Source organism: Nocardioides sp. T5 (assembly GCF_048161455.1).
Lineage (GTDB): Bacteria > Actinomycetota > Actinomycetes > Propionibacteriales > Nocardioidaceae > Nocardioides.
The window spans coordinates 3741650-3758079 of sequence record NZ_CP182415.1; the positions used below are offsets into that span (position 1 = coordinate 3741650).

General features: G+C 73.7%; 15 protein-coding genes. 5 read left to right on the top strand and 10 right to left on the bottom strand.

Translation table 11 applies throughout. The features are described 5' to 3' along the window. The first annotated feature begins 10 nt into the window (after positions 1-10). The gene (locus ACNKF0_RS18320; protein ID WP_416954272.1) at positions 11-400 is read left to right on the top strand and encodes a DUF2237 family protein; all 390 of its coding nucleotides are present in this window, start codon (positions 11-13) and stop codon (positions 398-400) included. On the opposite strand, the gene ACNKF0_RS18325 is transcribed toward ACNKF0_RS18320, so the two are convergent. The 4 genes from ACNKF0_RS18325 to ACNKF0_RS18340 all read right to left on the bottom strand — a co-directional run bounded on the left by ACNKF0_RS18325 (position 384) and on the right by ACNKF0_RS18340 (position 4735). Continuing rightward, positions 384-599 carry a hypothetical protein gene (locus ACNKF0_RS18325; protein ID WP_416954273.1) on the bottom strand — a complete coding sequence of 72 codons (216 nt, stop codon included), beginning with the start codon at positions 597-599 and terminating at the stop codon, positions 384-386. The genes ACNKF0_RS18320 and ACNKF0_RS18325 overlap by 17 nt on opposite strands. After that, complete coding sequence (locus ACNKF0_RS18330; RefSeq protein ID WP_416954274.1) at positions 596-1267, bottom strand: DUF2306 domain-containing protein; 672 nt, start codon at positions 1265-1267, stop codon at positions 596-598. Before ACNKF0_RS18330 ends, ACNKF0_RS18325 begins: the two co-directional genes overlap by 4 nt. Continuing rightward, complete coding sequence (locus ACNKF0_RS18335; protein WP_416954275.1) at positions 1264-1944, bottom strand: hypothetical protein; 681 nt, start codon at positions 1942-1944, stop codon at positions 1264-1266. The genes ACNKF0_RS18330 and ACNKF0_RS18335 overlap by 4 nt, the downstream gene beginning before the upstream one ends. 124 nt (positions 1945-2068) lie before the next feature. Continuing rightward, positions 2069-4735: a LuxR C-terminal-related transcriptional regulator gene (locus ACNKF0_RS18340; protein ID WP_416954276.1), complete on the bottom strand. Its 2667-nt coding sequence runs from the start codon at positions 4733-4735 to the stop codon at positions 2069-2071. 88 nt (positions 4736-4823) lie between these two features. On the opposite strand from ACNKF0_RS18340, the gene ACNKF0_RS18345 reads away from it, so the two are divergent. Together ACNKF0_RS18345 and ACNKF0_RS18350 are read left to right on the top strand one after the other, a co-directional pair. Further along, positions 4824-5006, top strand: a complete 183-nt coding sequence (locus tag ACNKF0_RS18345; protein WP_299926012.1) for a hypothetical protein — start codon at positions 4824-4826, stop codon at positions 5004-5006. Between the two features lie 26 nt (positions 5007-5032). Further along, the gene (locus tag ACNKF0_RS18350; RefSeq protein ID WP_416954277.1) at positions 5033-6433 is read left to right on the top strand and encodes a plasmid pRiA4b ORF-3 family protein; all 1401 of its coding nucleotides are present in this window, start codon (positions 5033-5035) and stop codon (positions 6431-6433) included. A 17-nt stretch (positions 6434-6450) separates the two neighbouring features. Here the strand turns inward: ACNKF0_RS18350 and ACNKF0_RS18355 are convergent, their stop codons facing one another. The 6 genes from ACNKF0_RS18355 to ACNKF0_RS18380 form a co-directional block, all read right to left on the bottom strand. After that, complete coding sequence (locus ACNKF0_RS18355; protein WP_416954278.1) at positions 6451-7749, bottom strand: DUF222 domain-containing protein; 1299 nt, start codon at positions 7747-7749, stop codon at positions 6451-6453. A 327-nt stretch (positions 7750-8076) separates the two neighbouring features. Then, the gene (locus tag ACNKF0_RS18360; protein ID WP_416954279.1) at positions 8077-8454 is read right to left on the bottom strand and encodes a hypothetical protein; all 378 of its coding nucleotides are present in this window, start codon (positions 8452-8454) and stop codon (positions 8077-8079) included. After that, the gene (locus ACNKF0_RS18365; protein ID WP_416954280.1) at positions 8451-8687 is read right to left on the bottom strand and encodes a hypothetical protein; all 237 of its coding nucleotides are present in this window, start codon (positions 8685-8687) and stop codon (positions 8451-8453) included. Before ACNKF0_RS18365 ends, ACNKF0_RS18360 begins: the two co-directional genes overlap by 4 nt. Before the next feature lie 106 nt (positions 8688-8793). Continuing rightward, positions 8794-10161: an FAD-binding oxidoreductase gene (locus ACNKF0_RS18370; RefSeq protein ID WP_416954281.1), complete on the bottom strand. Its 1368-nt coding sequence runs from the start codon at positions 10159-10161 to the stop codon at positions 8794-8796. A gap of 90 nt (positions 10162-10251) precedes the next feature. Further along, positions 10252-11610: an FAD-binding oxidoreductase gene (locus tag ACNKF0_RS18375; protein ID WP_416954282.1), complete on the bottom strand. Its 1359-nt coding sequence runs from the start codon at positions 11608-11610 to the stop codon at positions 10252-10254. A gap of 10 nt (positions 11611-11620) precedes the next feature. Then, positions 11621-13492 carry a BTAD domain-containing putative transcriptional regulator gene (locus ACNKF0_RS18380; RefSeq protein ID WP_416954283.1) on the bottom strand — a complete coding sequence of 624 codons (1872 nt, stop codon included), beginning with the start codon at positions 13490-13492 and terminating at the stop codon, positions 11621-11623. Positions 13493-13665: 173 nt separating this feature from the next. Here ACNKF0_RS18380 and ACNKF0_RS18385 point away from each other — a divergent pair, with 173 nt between their 5' ends. Beyond that, the gene (locus ACNKF0_RS18385) at positions 13666-14778 is read left to right on the top strand and encodes a flavin-containing monooxygenase (protein ID WP_416954284.1); all 1113 of its coding nucleotides are present in this window, start codon (positions 13666-13668) and stop codon (positions 14776-14778) included. Then, entirely contained in the window at positions 14775-16430 is a 1656-nt protein-coding gene (locus tag ACNKF0_RS18390; protein ID WP_416954285.1) for a LuxR C-terminal-related transcriptional regulator, read from the top strand. Before ACNKF0_RS18385 ends, ACNKF0_RS18390 begins: the two co-directional genes overlap by 4 nt.

Sequence of the window (16430 nt, forward strand, 5' to 3'; positions counted from 1 at the left end):
TGATCTCCCCATGACGGAGCGCAACGTCCTCGGCGGCGAGCTGGACCCGTGCGGCACCGACCCGCTGACCGGCTTCCACCGCGACGGCACCTGCACCGTCGGCCCCCAGGACGTCGGCCTGCACGCGGTCTGCGCGGTGATGACCGAGGAGTTCCTGGCCCACCAGGCCTCGGTGGGCAACGACCTGTCCACCCCGCGCCCCGAGTGGCACTTCCCCGGCCTCGTCCCCGGCGACCGCTGGTGCGTGGTCGCCGTCCGTTGGCTCCAGGCGTACGACGCCGGGGTGGCCGCCCCGGTCGTGCTGGCGGCCACGTCGGAGCGCGCGCTCGACGTCGTACCCCTCGAGCTGCTGCAGGCGCACGCCGTCGACGTCCCGCCCGACCTCAGCGCGCTGGACTGACCTCGACCGAGAGCAACGTGGCGCCGATGTCGCGCAGCCCCGAGAGCACGCCGTAGAGCTGGGCCTGGTCGGCCAACGGACCGGCCAGGGTGGTGGTGCCGTCGGCGTTCCGCGTGAGCGCGAGGCCGCCGAGCCGCTGGGCCCAGTGGTCGTCGAGGTGACCCTCGACGCGGATGTCGTACGTCGTCGGGGTGCTCACGTCGACACCGTTTCGGCGGGCAGCGGGCGGGGGCGGGGACGGGAGGTACGCCGTCGGGCGGGTCGCCGGATCACCCACTCGGCGACCGCCAGGTTGATGGCCCACCCGGCCGCCTTGAGAAGGTCGCCGCGCAGCTCGCCGTGGCCGATCAGCGCCTCGCCGAACCCTTGCGTGAAGACCTGGGTCCCGGCGCCGACCGCGATCGCGTAGCCGCGGATCATCCAGGCCCGGTGGGTGGTGAAGTCCCGCCGCCGAGCGGCCGCCACGCCCACCACCAGGCAGCTGATCATCGCCGAACCGACGACGAGGCGCAGGACGAACAGGAGCGGACCGGTCCCCGGCTGCGGGTCGTGGAAGAGCGTCAGCCAGAGCGCCGAGCCAGCCACGAGCAGACCGGCGACGGCGAGCACCCGGCCCGCCCGCCGGTGCCAGCCGGGGTGTCGGCGCCTGATGCCCGGCACGAGCTGGAGGGCGCCCACCAGCGCAAAGACCGCCGAGCCGGCGATGTGGACGACTAGCGCCACGGGCCAGCCGGCCCATCGGTCGTCGGCCGGCATGAGGTCGGGCCCTCCGGCCAGCTGCACCAGCCGGAGGGTTCCCGACACGACCGGGACGAGGCAGAGGGCGACCAGAGCAGCCGGGAGCGCCCACCCGGTGCGGCGGCTCATCGGACCGAGGGAGCGAGGACCGCGGCGGGCTCGGACGTGCGGGCCCGGACGTCGCCGGGGTTGCGCCAGAGGGCGACGCCCAGGCCGATCAGGGCGATGCCGGTCGGGACCGCGAGCGGGCGGTTGAACGCCTCCGGCAGGACGGCGAGTGCGGCGGTCGACACGGTGCTGACGGCCAGCAGCGCAGCGGGCCAGCGGGTCAGCACGCCCGCCCGGAACAGCGCCACACCGAAGATCAGCCCGCCCAGGATGTAGCCGGCACCGCTGACGTTGAGGACCACCTGCATCGCACCGATGTCGCCGGCAGGAGCACCGCCCTCGGCTGCGTGGACCACGTCCAGGACGTAGCCGGGGTCCGAGTCCAGCAGCGTCGGGAGCACGGCCGCGGCGATGACCTGGACGGTGAGCATCGTCAGGTAGCCGATGGCGAGGACGACGTACCCGACGAGCCCGAGCACCCCGGCCTGCCGGTGCTGGCGCAGCCAGAGGCCGGTGATCCCCACGAGGGCGAGGACGGCCATCACGGTCTTCGCGCAGGATCGCACCACCCACTCGGTGGTCTCGGTGTCGAAGGCCGTCCCGGCCGGGTGGTTGACCTGCACGGCGATGAAGATGGCTCCGGCGGTCGCGGCGGCGGCGCCGGCCGCCCTGGTGAGGCCGCTGCTGGTGACGTTCATGATCGGCTCCTGGACTCGGGCCGGGCGAGGTGTCCGGCGGTGTCCAGGACGCTAGGAAGCGACGTGGTGACCCCACATCACATCGCCGTGTGATCCGTGATGTGACTCGCGTGTGAGCCGCGCGTCAGAGGAGCCCGCGCTCGGTCCCCCGACGTACGGCGGCCCGGCGGGTGGTGACGTCGAGCTTGGTGAAGATGTGCCTGCTGTGGGTGCGCAGCGTGTTGAGGGAGATGTAGAGCCGCTGCGCGATCTCCGGCCCGGTCAGCTCGCTCGCGAGGAGCCGGAGCACCTCGATCTCGCGGTCGCTGAGCCCCTCGGTCTGCTCCGGCCCGGACGTCGGCGCGGGCGGCGTGGCGGCCGCGAGGACGGTGGCCGCCAGCTCGGTCCCGTGCGCCTCCAGCAGCTCGACCATCGCGGCCCCCTCGTCGAGGTAGGTACGCCGATACCCGTGGGGAACGCCGCCGGCGAGCGCCTCCCCCAGCGCCTCGAGCGCCGCCTCGCGATCACCCCTCGCACGGTGGGCGAGGGCTCGTACGACGTGCGCGTCGACGACGCTGCCCCCGCGACCGGCTGCCCCGGCCTCCGTCGCGATCCGCCCCGTCGCGGCGACGACGTCGTCGAGCCGGTCGTGCTCCGCGACCAGCAGCCGCGCGAGGGTGAGCCGGTCGAGCTCGCCGAGGTGGTCGCTCTCCTCCAGCACCACGTCGTGCTCGCTCGCCCAGTCGCGGGCGTCGGCGAGCCGGCCCTGGGCGATGCGGATCCTCGCCCGCAGCGCCGGGACCGGCCGGACGTCGGGGAAGTACCCGGGCAGGAAGAGGGCCTCCGCCCGGTCGAGCGCCGCGACCGCTCCGTCGAGGTCGCCCCGCGCCCGCAGCAGCGCGGCGCGGGCGATGTGCGCGCGGTGCCGGTTCTCGATCAGCGACGCGCGCTCGCCCAGGTCCGCGGCGGCCTGCAGGTGCGCCTCCGCCTCGGCGAGCGAACCGTGCTCGACCAGCACGTCGGCGAGCCCCACGTGGAGGTCACCCGTGGTCGACAGCGGTGGGCCCGCGGTGGACGCCGCGGCCTCGAGCGCATGCTCGTGGAGGCGCCGCGCCTCGTCAGGGCGACCGCGCCCACGGGCGATGTCGGCCAGCACGACCGTCATCCCAAGAGCGTCGGCGACGTTGCCGGCGGCACGGATGTGGCGCACCGCCTCGCTGAAGGTGTCCGCGGCGGCCGCCAAGTCCCCGGCAGCCCAGGCGGCCAGCCCCAGGTAGCCGGACGCCGCACCGAGCACGAAGTGGTCGTCGGGGCCGGCGAGGTCGCGGGCCCGGGCCGCGTGAGCGGTCGTCCCGGCGACGTCACCGCGGGCCTGGGACGCGGTGGCGCGGTAGACCTCGATCATGGCCGGCAGGCTCGCCAGGTCCTGGTCGCGGGCCTCCCTCGCCCCGGCCGGACCGATCGTCGGCGGGGCGGGCGGCTGCGCCGCGAGCGCCGTCTCGGCGGCGTCGAGCCACTGCGCGAGCCCGTCCAGGTCACCCTCAGAGAGCCGCGCCCACGCGAGGTGCATCGCCAGCAGCGGGCGACGGCGTACGACGTCCTCCGGCAGCGCGCGCAGCCACTCGCGCATCGTCCGGTCCTGGCGCCGCTGGCGCATCGCGGGCACGGCGAGCTCGACCAGGCCGGCGGCCTGCTCCACGTCGTCGCCGGCCAAGGCGTGCGGGACGGCGTCGGGCAGGCGGTCGTGATCGGCGTACCAGCCGGCGGCGATGCGGTGCAGGCTGCCGACGCGCTCGGGGGCGTCGGCCGCGAGCCGCGCTCGCAGTGCCTCGGCGAAGAGGTGGTGGTAGCGCCACCAGCGGCGCTGGTCGTCGAGCGGTACCACGAAGAGGTTCGCCCGCTCGAGTGCCTCCAGCTGCTGCTGCGCGTCGGTGCGACCGGTGACCGCGTCGCACGACGGACCGCTCAGGTCGTCGAGGACCGACGTGTCGAGCAGGAAGGCCCGAACGTCGTCGGGCAGTCCGGCGAGCACCTCGTCGACGAGGTAGTCGAGGACGAACCGGTGGCTGCCGGCGAAGGCCTCGACGAAGCCGTCGGGGTCCGCGGTCCCGGCCGCCGACAGGGCCGCGAGCTGGAGCCCGGTCGCCCACCCCTCGGTCCGCTGCTCCAGCGCGGCGACGTGCTGCTCCGCCAGGCCCAGCCCCATCACGTCGTTGAGGAACATCGTCGCCTCGGGTTCGGTGAACCGGAGGTCGTCCGCCCGGACCTCGAGGAGCTCACCCCGCGCCCGCAGCCGGGACAGGGGAAGCGGCGGGTCGGCCCGCGCCGTCAGCGCCAGGCTCACCTGCGGCGGGAGGTTGTCGAGCAGGAAGGTGACCGCCTCGTGGACGTCGGGGTCGTCGACGACGTGGTAGTCGTCGAGCGCGATCACGGTCGGTCCCGGCAGCGCGTCGAGCTCGTCGACCAGACCGACCAGCACGTCCTCGGCCCGCACCGTCCGGTCGCTCTCGAGGAGGTCCATCGCCTCGGCGCCGACCTCGGGAGCGCTCGCGCGGACGGCCGCGACGAGATGGGTGAGGAATCGCCGCTGGTCGGCGTCCGCCGCGTCCAGCGAGAGCCAGGCGACCCGGACGTCACCGGCGGTGAGCCACTGCGTCAGCAGCGTGGTCTTCCCGAAGCCCGCGGGCGCTGCCACCAGCACCAGTCGCGGCACCGAGCCGCCACCGATTCGCAGCCGGTCCGTGAGGCGTGTGCGGTCCACGAGCTGCCGGCGTGACAGTGGGACGCGCAGCTTCGTGCCGGGCACCGCCATGGAGTCAGGCTAGTGGCGCAGGCCGGGCCGAAGGACCCTGCCGAGGAGCTGGTGCCCGTCCTAGCGTGGAAGGGGAAGGGAGCACCCCATGGCCACGAGCAGTGCAACCAATCAGGCAGGCAACGCCATCTACGGGCTCGGCATCTTCGGGGCGTGGGTCTACTTCTGGGTCCAGGCCGACGGGTTCTGGGAGTACGTCCTCGCCGTTCTCGAGGGCTTCGTCTGGCCGGCCTTCGCCGTCTACTACGGGCTCGACGCGCTGGGTGCGTGACACGACTCGTCGCCTAGCGTGAGGTCATGCCTGCAGGAAACGTGATCCCGTTGCGCCCCGGCGACGGCCCCGTCAACCGTGCGACGGGTCTAGCGGCCCGGCGCGTCCGCCCCGTGACGTACGTCGTCCACGTGTCGCTCGTCGAGAGTGAGCAGCCGATCTGGCGACGGCTCGAGCTCGACAGCCGTCTCGACCTACGCACCGTGCACCGCGTCCTGCAGGCCGTCATCGGCTGGTCGGACTCGCACCTGCACGAGTTCACGACGTCCCGCTCGCGCAGCCGGTTGCTCGCGGACAGCGAGGTCGAGGAGGGAATGGACGGCACGCCCGAGCGTGACGTGCGCCTGGACGAGGTGCTGGCGGACGTCGGTGACGCCGTCGGCTACCTCTACGACTTCGGGGACGCGTGGGACCACGACCTCCGGTTGGAGGTGGTCCGCGACGTCGAGCCCGCCCAGGCCGTGCGTGTGGTCGACGGGGCAGCGGCATGCCCCCTGGAGGACGCCGGCGGCATCGGAGCCTGGAACGCATTCGTACGGTGGCAGGTCGACGGCGACTCCGACGACCTCGACGACGACCACCTCCGCCACCTGGCGGAGCGGGTGCCCGTCGACTTCGACGCCACGCACTTCGATGTCGCGGAAGCCCAAGCGTCAGCGTCGGCTGCCGCGCTGACCACCGAGCAGCTGTCCGCTCGACTGCCTCCTCACCCGGACGTCACCGCACTCGTGGCAGTCCTCCCAGAGGAGGGCGTCCGGCTGCTGGCGGGGTTGTGCCTGGCAGCACCGGGGCCCACGATCGATCGCGCTGCTGCGCTGCGCCCGTTGCTCACCCTGCTCGATCTCGCGCGCGACGGGGTCGACCTCACCCCGACCGGCCTGATGAAGCAGGCCTCGGTGCGTGAGCTCCTCGACCGGCTCGGCTGGGGCGGAGACTGGGTCTTCGGCAAGACCCTGCGCGAGGACAACCTGCCTCCCGTCCGCTGGGTGCGCCGTGGAGCGCAGACGCTCGGCCTCGTACGCCGCCACGCCGGTCGCCTCGTGCTCACCCCCGCGGGACGCGAGGTCGTCGGCGACGCCGAGGGCCTGTGGCAGCACCTCGTCGCCAACCTTCCCCAGGGCGACAGCCCCGAGGAGCGGATGGCCGGTGCCATCTGGCTGCTCACCCTGCGTCCCGGTCGCTCGTCCTACGGGCTCTACGACCGTCACGCCCCTGTCCTCTTCGACATGGTCGCCTGGCAGACAGGTGACCGTGCGCCCCACGAGCACGAGGTGCACGCCTGGCACCTGCCCACCCTCTGGCTCCTGCTCGTGCTCCAGCAGGACCACACGTCGCTCGGGGCTCGCCCCGAACAGGTCGCTGCAGCACTGGACGCGCTGTGGCGCCCGACGCCGGCGCCTCCTGAGGCTCACGACCGCCGCACGTAGTCGGTACTGCATCGGCGCTATCTGCGTCGGTGGAAGCGGAGCTCCCCCTGGGGAAGGCGTTCGACGAGATACGTCGTGTCGTGGACGCGATGGTGATGGTGACTGCAGAGCAGGGCACCGTCGTCGATGTCGGTGCGCCCTCCGTGTTCCCACGGACGGAGGTGGTGGGCCTCGCACCAGCTGGCGGGCACGTCGCACCCGTCGGCGCGGCACGTCTGGTCGCGTACGGCCATCGCCAGGCGCTGGGTGGGGGTGAACAGCCGGCGCGACCGACCGAGGTCAAGGGGGACGCTTCGGCCGCCCAGGACCGCCGGGACGATGTTCGCGGTGCACGCCAGACGGCGGGCCTGCGAGGCGGAGATGCGGTCCCCGGCGAGGTCGTCGCCGGGGACGAGTCCCGCCCCGACCATGCCGGCACCGGCGAGCTCGGCCTGCAGGGCTGCGAGCGGGATGGTGACGACCACCGTGGTGGCGCTGCCGCCGTGGATGGGTAGCTGGCTGGCGTCGACCGTCTCGAGGAACGCGACCAACGCCTCACCCATCCGGCGCGGGTAGGCGAGCCGTGCCACCGGATCCTGGGCCGTCGCCGTGACGTCACCTGGGGAATCGTCCTTGCCGGTGGTGGCGCCGGCGTGGGCGCGGCGCGGGTTGGCCTGCGCCTCGAGGTAGGTCGCGAACCTCGTCGCGGCCGCATCGGGGACGACCGAGGAGATACGAGTCGTGCCGTCGCCCAACCGGCGCATGGTCAGGCGGGTGACGTCGCGCGCGCGAGCCTCGAGCTCGGCCAGCCGCGCACCCTCGGCAGCCTCGGCGATCTCTGGAGCGACGACGTCGAGGATGCGTCGGCCGATCCGCCCGAGCTCCTTCGGGCCGAACTCCCGTGCCCGCTCGACCAGGTGCTCCTCGGCTTCGGCGACTGTCTGCGGAGGCAGCGTCGGAGGCAGGGCGTTGAGGGCGCGGTCGATCACCTGTGCCTGGGCCAGGGTGGCGCTGCCCTCGCGCATGGCTGCCACGAGCCGCGGGCGGTCCCGGTCGAGTGCCGCGGCGAGCCTGAGCTCCGCTCGGGCGTCGGCGTACCTCGTGCGCGTGTGGTGCGCCAGCCAACCGGCGGCGTCCCTTGCTGCGGTCTCAGCGGCGAGGTCGCCGGCGTCGGCGAGGATCCGCAGCCGCAGCTCGGCCAGCTGACCCTCGGCAGCGACCAGGTCCTGCAGTGCGGTCGCCTTCTCCTCGACCGTCATGAAGGTCGGGTTGGCGTCGGCGACCGCCTTCAGCGAGGAGCGGATGTCTGAGGCAGCGGTGATGATCGGGTGGGTCACGATCGGTCTCCTCACGACGACGGGTCCGCCACGCACGCGCGCAGCTGATCAACGGTCGTCGCTCCTGGAGGCCCCCAGCTGGGGAGGCAATTACGTGACCCTCGCAACTCGTCCCACGAGCCAGGGTTTGGCGCACTGGTGACTTGTCCTGGTGGCCCTGATCTGGCGGAACGTGCTTCCACCTTAGTTCAATCAAACACTATTCGCAAGTGTTTTCGACTGACTGATGCTTGCTCGTCCCATCCGCCTGTGATGTCTCAAGACATCGGTGACAGTCGTCCGATCCGCCACGACCCCCGATCCGCCCTACCGAACGCCGAACGGCGTTCAGACCGACACGAGCGGAAGCGAGGGGTCGATGGCTCGCATGTCCTCCGGGTCGGACGTGACGACGAGGTGGCCGCGACTGCGGGCATGCCAGACGACATGCACATCGACGACGTCGTGACGACCTGAGGCGCCGCAGAGTCGTCCCACCTCGCGAGCGGCGTGCACGTCGTACTCCGGCGTCGTCACGCCTCGAGCCGAGAGGAACGCACCGAGCCGCGCCTGCCGCGGTCCGCCGCGCCACACCTGGGCGACGACCTCAGGAACCACGTGCACCTCCAGCCCACGGCCTGCCGCCTGTCGAAGCAGCGCGCGGACGTCGGGGTCTCCCCGTTCGATCGCGATCAGGGCCCCCGCGTCGAGGCTGATGCCGCTCACTGGACGTCGAGGGCCTCAAGGACGCGGGCTGCCCGAGCCACGGCGGCGGCGTCGGGGGCACCCAGTTCGGCATCCATCTCATCCAGCACCTCTGCCAGCGTGCGCCGCCTCGACTTCTCGGCGAGCGCTTCGGCGACGTAGGCAGACACCGATGCGGCGCGACCCCCGGCCACCGCGGCACGAGCCTCCTCGACCAGGTGGTCGGGCAGGCTCACAGCGATCTTGGCGGTCATACCACGATCATACTGCGGGCGGGTCCTCACGCCGTGCCCATCGTTGGAGAAGCACGCGAACGACTCGTGGCCCCACCCACCAAGAAGGGCCACGAGTCGCCAAGGCTCAGCCGAGCACGCCGCCGATCATCAGCACGCCGTCCGGGTCGTACGTCCGCCGCGCCCGCCGCAGCCGCGCGAGGGTCACCTCGTCGTAGGCGTCGACGTACTCCTCCGGCGTGAAGGTGAAGTTCGGCAGCCGGTGGCCGCCCACCCACGGTGCCATCGCGTCGAGGATCGCGGCGGCGTGCTCCTCGACCCCCGGGACCTCGGCGATCCCGACGACGAGCAGCGAGTACGCCGCGTCGCGCGAGGCGAAGGCAGCCGGGTGCTCACCCGGCCGGGCGTAGGCCCCGCCCAGCTGGCGTACCTCCACCAGGATCTGCGGCGACGGGACTCCCGGTCCGGTGAGCGACAGCAGCGCGTCCGCCGTCTCCGCCGAGAAGTCGGTGAGCACGTGGCCCGCCTCGTGGGCCGGGGTCGGGTCGAGCGGGTCGGTGTGGACCGAGTCGATCGCCGTGTAGGGCTTGTCGGCCACGTCGTCGAGGATCACCGGAGCGGCCGCCCGCATCGCGGCGAACCAGCGCTCCCCCTCCTCGGCCGAGCCCGTCCACACGTAGCGCACCGACAGCGTGAGCCGGCCGGCGAGCATCGGCGGGACGCCCTCCATCTCGGGCAGCTGGAAGAGCGCGAACGACGTCGTCGCCTCCTCCGGCAGCTCGTCCGACCAGGCGCGCCAGGCGTCGATGACGGCGGGGGCGTCCGCGCCGTCGAACCACAGCGAGCCGCCGTAGAAGCTCGGCTGGTCGACCAGGTCGAACTCGATTGCCGTGATGATGCCGAGCATCCCCTTCGCGCCGCGCAGGGCGAAGAAGAGCTCGGGGTGCTCGGTCGGCGTGACCCTCCGCAGCACACCGTCGCCGGTGACGACCTCGATGGCGCGCACCTTGTCGATGGCGAGGCCGTAGGTCCGGGCCATCGGGCCGAGCCCGCCGCCGGTCGTGTAGCCGACGATCCCGACGTCGGTGATCGATCCCGAGAGCGGCGCGAGTCCGTAGGGCGCGGCGGCCTCGACGACCGCGAGCCACTTCACGCCGGCTCCGGCGCGGGCCCAGCCCTCCTCGGGGTGGATGACGACCTCGTCGAGCTCCTTGGTGGTGACCAGCAGCTCGGTGGTCAGGTCGGCCATCGGGCCGTGGCCGGTGGCCTGCGGGGTGACCCGGAGGCCGTGGCGGGCCGCGAACTGCACGGCCTCGGCGACGTCCTGGGCGTCGAACGCCGCGAGCACCCCGGCCGGTCGGACCGGGACGGCGACGTTCCACGGCGAGACGAGGGCGTCGTACGCCGTGTCGCCGGGCACCGCGACGGTGCCGATGGTGAGTGCGTCCAGCTCCGCGAACGGTACGGCTGCGGGGCTGGTCTGTGCGATGGTCATGCTTCCTCCGTGTGTGTCGTGGTTGACCAGACGAAGGTGCACCCGGACGCTTGCGGGCGACTTGAACCCGACTTGAGCCCGACCGCGGAATCAGTCGTTCGACGCGGCCTGGGGGCCCACGAACAGGCCGTCGAGGTCGGCAGACCGTCGGATCCGCAGCAACCGGTCGTACGCCGCCGGGGACCAGCCACGCCGGGCGGCGGCCTCGTAGGCCATCGAGAGATAGGCCGCGCTCGACGTCCACGGGGCCAGCGAGTCGAGGATCCGCAGGGCGTCCTGCCGCACGGCGCTCCACCCCGTGCCGACGTCGAGGCCCACGCCGAGGACCAGGAAGGACCCGTCGAGGTGGTCCATCGCGCCGGCGCGCGGAGCGGGCCGCGCGAGTGCGCCGCCGAGCTGGCGCAGCTCGACGAACAGCAGGTTGCTGCCCGACCCGGGGCCGGCCACGTCGACCAGGGCGTCGACCGCGTCCGGCGGCAGGCCGTGGACGAGCACGCTGTTCGCGTAGACCGCGGTGGGCTCCTGCGGGTCGAGCTGGAGGTGCGCGATGTCGGCGGCGGGCACCTGGGCGAACGTGTCGACCTCGGGCCGCAGCGCGCGCAGACCGGCGATGGAGCGGGCGCCCGCCTCGGCGTCACCGAGGGCCACCGCGTCGATCATCACCATCTTCCGCCCGCGCAGCTGATCGGGCAGCCACTCGATGTCGGGGACCTGGAAGATCCGCGCGACGCTCGTCACCGCCTCCGGCGCGTCCGCCGTCCACTCGCCCCACGCGGTGAGCACGCGGCGGGCGTGCTGCCAGTCCCACGCGAGCATCCCGGCGTACGCCGTCCGGATCGGCAGCAGGTCGAACTCCAGCGCCGTGACCACGCCGAAGCCGCCGCTCCCCCCGCGCGCGGCCCAGAGCAGGTCGGGGTCGCTGTCCTCGGTGCTGCGCACGAAGGTCCCGTCCGCGAGCACCAGCTCGACGGCCGTGATCGCGCTGCACTGCAGGCCGTGCTGGCGGGAGTACCAGCTCACCCCGCCGCCGAGTGACGAGCCGACCACGCCGACGCCCGGGCTGGACATGTGCTGCCCGGCCAGCCCGACACGGCCGGCCCGGGCGACGACGTCGCCCCACAGCACGCCGGCCTCCGCACGTGCCGTACGGGTCGCGACGTCGACGCTCAGCCCGGTCATCGCCGACGTGCGCAGCAGCACGGCGTCGCCCAGCCGACCGGCGAGCGGCGGGGCGCCGTGGCCGGTGCCCTGCGGCGCGACCCGGAGGCCGGCTGCCGCGGCGGCCTTGACGATCCGGGCGACCTCGTGGGGGTCGCCAGGGTAGGCGACCGCGGCCGGGTGCTCGTCGACCTGGAGGTTCCACGGCATCCGCGCCTCGTCGTAGAGGGGGTCGCCGGGCAGGTGGACGGCACCACCGGCCAGCCCGCGCAACGCCTCAGCCTGCTGCATCGTCACCACCTCACGATCCGGGCACCTCAGCATCGCCGGGGTGACTTGAGGACGACTTGAGCCGACGGTTCATCCGCTCGTGGAGCAGCGCGCGCTCGCCGGTCGGGATGTCGGCGTGGATGGCGTCGCGCACGAGCGGGTTGACGAAGTCGAGCGGGTGCCCGTCGCGCAGGATCTCGCTGCGGGCGAGCACGTCGAGCGCCGCCGCGACGTCCTCCTCGGGGTGCTGCGCCAGGTCGGCCACCGCCATCAGGTCGGCCTCCGGACCGAGTACGGCGACGGCGCGCGCGACCGTCGTCACGGCCGCCGGCATCCGGCGCAGGCGGAGCGTCACGAGCGAGGTGACCGCCCGCGACCCCACCGCCCGGACGGTGTCGACGTGGGCGGCGTCCGGCGGGACGCCCTGGTCGGCCAGCGCGCGCAGCAGCTGGCGCAGGAGCAGCGGGTTGCCCGAGCTCATCCGGTGGCAGGCGGCCACGAACGGGTCGGCGCCGCGGCCGAGCCGGTCGGTCACCAGCGCCGCGGTGCCCTGCTCCGTCAGCGGCGCCGGGCGCACCACCGTCACCGACTCGTCCGCGGCGAGCTCGGCCAGCAGCTCGTCGGCCTCGTGCGGCTCGCCGGTGCGCAGCGCCAGCACCATCAGCACGGGCAGCCCGTCGAGGCGCCTGACCAGGTAGGCGAGGAGCTGCAGCGACGCCTCGTCGCACCACTGGACGTCGTCGACGCACAGGACGAACGGGGCCTCCTCCGCGAGGCCGGTCGTCAGCTCGCACAGCTCACGGAGCGCGGCGAAGCGGTCCTCGCGACCGATCGCGTCGTCGACCCCGGCGCCGAAGAGCTGCCGGACCACTCCCCACTCGAAGCCGTGCTCCGAGGGGCTGCTCCGCGCCGACCGCACCCACACGCCGGCGGCGACGGCGAGCCGACGGAGCTCGTCGAGCAGCCGGGTCTTGCCGATGCCGGCCGAGCCCTCGACGAGCACGCATCCCGACGTCCCGTCGGCCAGCTCGTCGAGCCTGGTCCTCAGCAGCGCCATCTCGCGGTCGCGGTCGACGAGGCCGTCGGGCGTGCGGGGGCGCGGGATGCTCACGCTCGCGCTCCTGGTCGTGACGCCGTCGAGGTTCGGTGACTGCGCGAGCACTTCGGCCTCGAGCGCGCGGAGGGCGGGGCCGGGGTCGACGCCGAGCTCGTCGGCGAGCACCTGGCGGGCGCGGCGCAGCGCCTCGAGCGCCGCGGCCTGGCGGTGCGCCCGGTAGAGCGCGAGGGTGAGCAGCCGCCAGCGCTCCTCGCGCAGCGGGTCCTCCTTGACCAGCGCCTCGAGGTCGCCGATGACGAGCGGCGCCTCGCCCAGCTCGAGGCGGGTGGCGAGGAGCCGCTCGCGGGCGACCCCGCGCAGCTCGCTGAGCCGGGCGACCTCCGCCTCGGCCCACGCCTCCCCCGCGTAGTCGGCGTACGCCGGTCCGCGCCAGGTCCGCAGCGCCGTCTCGAGCGTGCACACCGCGTCTCCCGGCGCCTGGCCGGCGGCCGACTCGACCGCGGCCTCGAAGGCCCACGCGTCCACAGCATCGGGCGGAAGCCTGAGCACGTAACCCGGCCCGGCGCGGGCGATCACGCCCCCGCGGTGGCGGGCCGTCGCGCCCGGCTCGAGCGCGCGCCGGAGGTGGCTGACGTACGCCTGTAGCGCGCCGTTCGCGTTGGCGGGCGGGTGGTCGCCCCACACGCAGTCGACGAGGTGGTCCGCGGTCACGACCTGGTCGCGCTGCACGGCCAGCGCCGCCAGCACGGCGCGCTGACGTCGCCCGCCGAGGTCCACGACCGCGCCGTCCCGCGTGGCCGTGAGCTCGCCGAGCACGTGCAGGTTGAGTTCCGGCTGCCCGTCCACCCCACTTCCTCGCCTCGGCTCCGTCGAGCGTACGGCTGTCCCGGGGCTGCGGGCTGCCCCGATTTTGGGCACGCGCACCGCAGCGGATGGGTGCATCCACCCATCGGGGACGGCGTACGAGATGGGCATTCCACCCGACGCGGCGGGTGCCGTCGCGGAAATAGCGTCGAGCCATGGACACCACAGACATCGACACCGTCATCATCGGAGCCGGCCAGGCCGGACTGTCGACCGGCTACCACCTGCAGCGCCGCGGCGTGCCCTTCGTCATCCTCGACGCGGCCAGCCGCGTCGGCGACAACTGGCGACGGCAGTGGGACAGCCTCCGGCTCTACTCCGCCGCCCAGTTCGACGGCCTGCCCGGCCTGCCGTTCCCCGCACCGCGCTGGACCTTCCCGGGCAAGGACGCCGTCGGCGACTACCTGGAGACCTACGCCCGCACGTTCGAGATGCCCGTGCGCCTCGAGACCCGGGTGCAGGCGCTCGACCCGCACGGCGAGGGCTACGTCGTGACGACGGACCGCGGCCGGTTCACCTGTCGCAACGTCGTCGTCGGGACCGGGACGTTCGGCCGGAGCCCACTGGTCCCCGACGTGGCGGCAGCACTCGACCCGAGCATCCTGCAGCTGCACTCCAGCGAGTACCGCCGGCCCAGCCAGGTCAACGACGGCGCCGTGCTGGTCGTCGGCGCGAGCCACTCCGGCACCGACATCGCCTACGAGCTGGCCGAGACGCACCCGGTGATCCTCGCCGGGCGGGACTGCGGCGAGATCCCGCCTCGGCTCGGCTCACCGGCCTTCCGCGTGGTCTTCCCGGTCCTGCTGTTCGCCTGGCGGCACGTCCTCACCCGGCGCAGCCCGATGCGCGCCAAGCTCAAGGACGAGCTGCGTCGTCACGGTGGCCCGATGCTCCGGGTCAAGCGGCGCGACCTCGCCGAGCGCGGCGTCGAGCGCGTCACCAGCCGGGTCGAGGAGTCGCGCGACGGCCGGCCCGTCGTCGACGGCACACCGCGTGACGTGTCCACCGTCGTGTGGGCCACCGGCTTCCGGCAGGTCTTCGACTGGATCCACCTCCCCGTCCTCGACGAGGACGGCTGGCCGAGGGAAGAGCGCGGCGTCGTCGCCGACACACCGGGCCTGTTCTTCTGCGGCCTGGCCTTCCAGTACTCGTTCAGCTCGATGCTCATGGCCGGCGTCGGCCGGGACGCGGCGTACGTCGCCGACCGGGTCGCGAGCCGTTCCCGCAGTCCGGAGCCGGTGACCTCGAGCCACCCCGCGGCGGCATGAGTGGTCGTACGCTCGAGGAGGAGGTGAGGGCGATGGCCGTGGCCGGCGACGTCGACCGCGCGCGCCAGGCCTACGAGCGCGGCGACTGGCCCGAGGCGTACGACGTCTGGGCGCGCGCCGACCGCGCCGGGCTCCCGGCAACCGACCTCGACGACCTCGCCACCGCGTCCGAGCTGCTCGGGCACCACGACACGACGGTGCTCGCGCTGCAGCAGGAGTTCCGGCTGCACGAGCAGGCGGGTGACTCCCAAGGGGCCGTGCACACGGCCTTCCGCCTGGCGATGAGCTGCGCGACCCACGGGGAGCCGGCCCTCTTCTCCGGGTGGTCGGCGCGGGCGGAGGCGCTGCTCCCCGACGTCGGCGCGGACTCGGCAGAGGCGGGCTGGGTGGCCTTCCTGAGGATGTTCGGCCACCTCGACCGCGGCGAGATCCCGCAGGCGTCGCAGCAGGCCGACCTCGCCACCGAGGCGGGGCGCCGCAACCGCGATCCCGACCTCGTGGCCATGGGGCTCACCGGCCAGGGACGGCTGCGGCTCTACACCGGCCGCATCCCCGACGGTCTCGCCTGCCTGGACGAGGCGATGGTGCGGGTGATCGCCGGCGAGTGCACGCCCATCATCGCCGGGCACGTCTACTGCACGGCGATCGAGGGCTGCCAGGAGATCAGCGACTTCGGTCGGGTCGCGGAGTGGGCCTCCGCCCTCGAGCGGTGGTGCTCCGCACAGCCCGGGCTGCTCCTCTTCACCGGCCAGTGCGCCCTGCACCGCGGCCAGCTGTTCCGGGTGCACGGCGACTGGGCGCAGGCGCTCGACGAGCTCGCGCTCGCCGCGCAGCGCTACGTCGATGTCGGGTCGCCGGACGCCATCGGCCTCACGGCACGCGAGTCGGGCGACGTCCTGCGCCTGCGCGGCGACCTCGACGAAGCCGATGTTGCCTACCAGCGTGCGTCCGACCACGGCTGCGACCCCCAGCCCGGGCTCGCCCTGCTGTGGCTCGCCCGCGGGCAGGACGCTGCGGCGCTGGCCGCCGTCGACCGCATGCTGGCCGAGGAGGTCGGTGCCGTCGCGCGCTGTCGCGTCCTGCCCGCGGCGGTCGAGGTGCTCCTCGCTTCCGGGCAGGTGGACCGGGCGCGGTCGGCTGCCGACGAGCTGTCGGCCCTGGCCTGCTCGGAGGTCCTCACGGCGATGGCCGCCGAGTGCTCCGGGGCGGTCGAGCTCGCTGCCGACGACCCGGCGGGAGCTTTGCCCTTCCTCCGCAAGGCCGGCCAGCTGTGGGCGCGCGCGTCCGCTCCGTACGACGCCTCGCGCACCGGGGTCCTCCGCGGCCGGGCGCTCGCCCGGCTCGGCGACGACGCCGCCTCGCGCCGCGAGCTCGAGGCGGCGCGGGACTGCTTCCGCCGCCTGGGTGCCCGTCCTGCGGAGGACCTCGTCTCGGCGCTGCTCGCGCCAGTCGCGTCGCCGGCGGGACTCACCCCCCGCGAGGTCGAGGTGCTCCGCCTCGTCGCCACCGGCCGCACCAACCCCCAGATCGCAGCCGCGCTGGTGCTGAGCGAGAAGACCGTCGCGCGCCACCTCTCCAACATCTTCACCAAGCTCGACGTCGCCTCTCGGACCGCTGCCGCGGCTTATGCGTACGAGCACGGGCTGATGTGA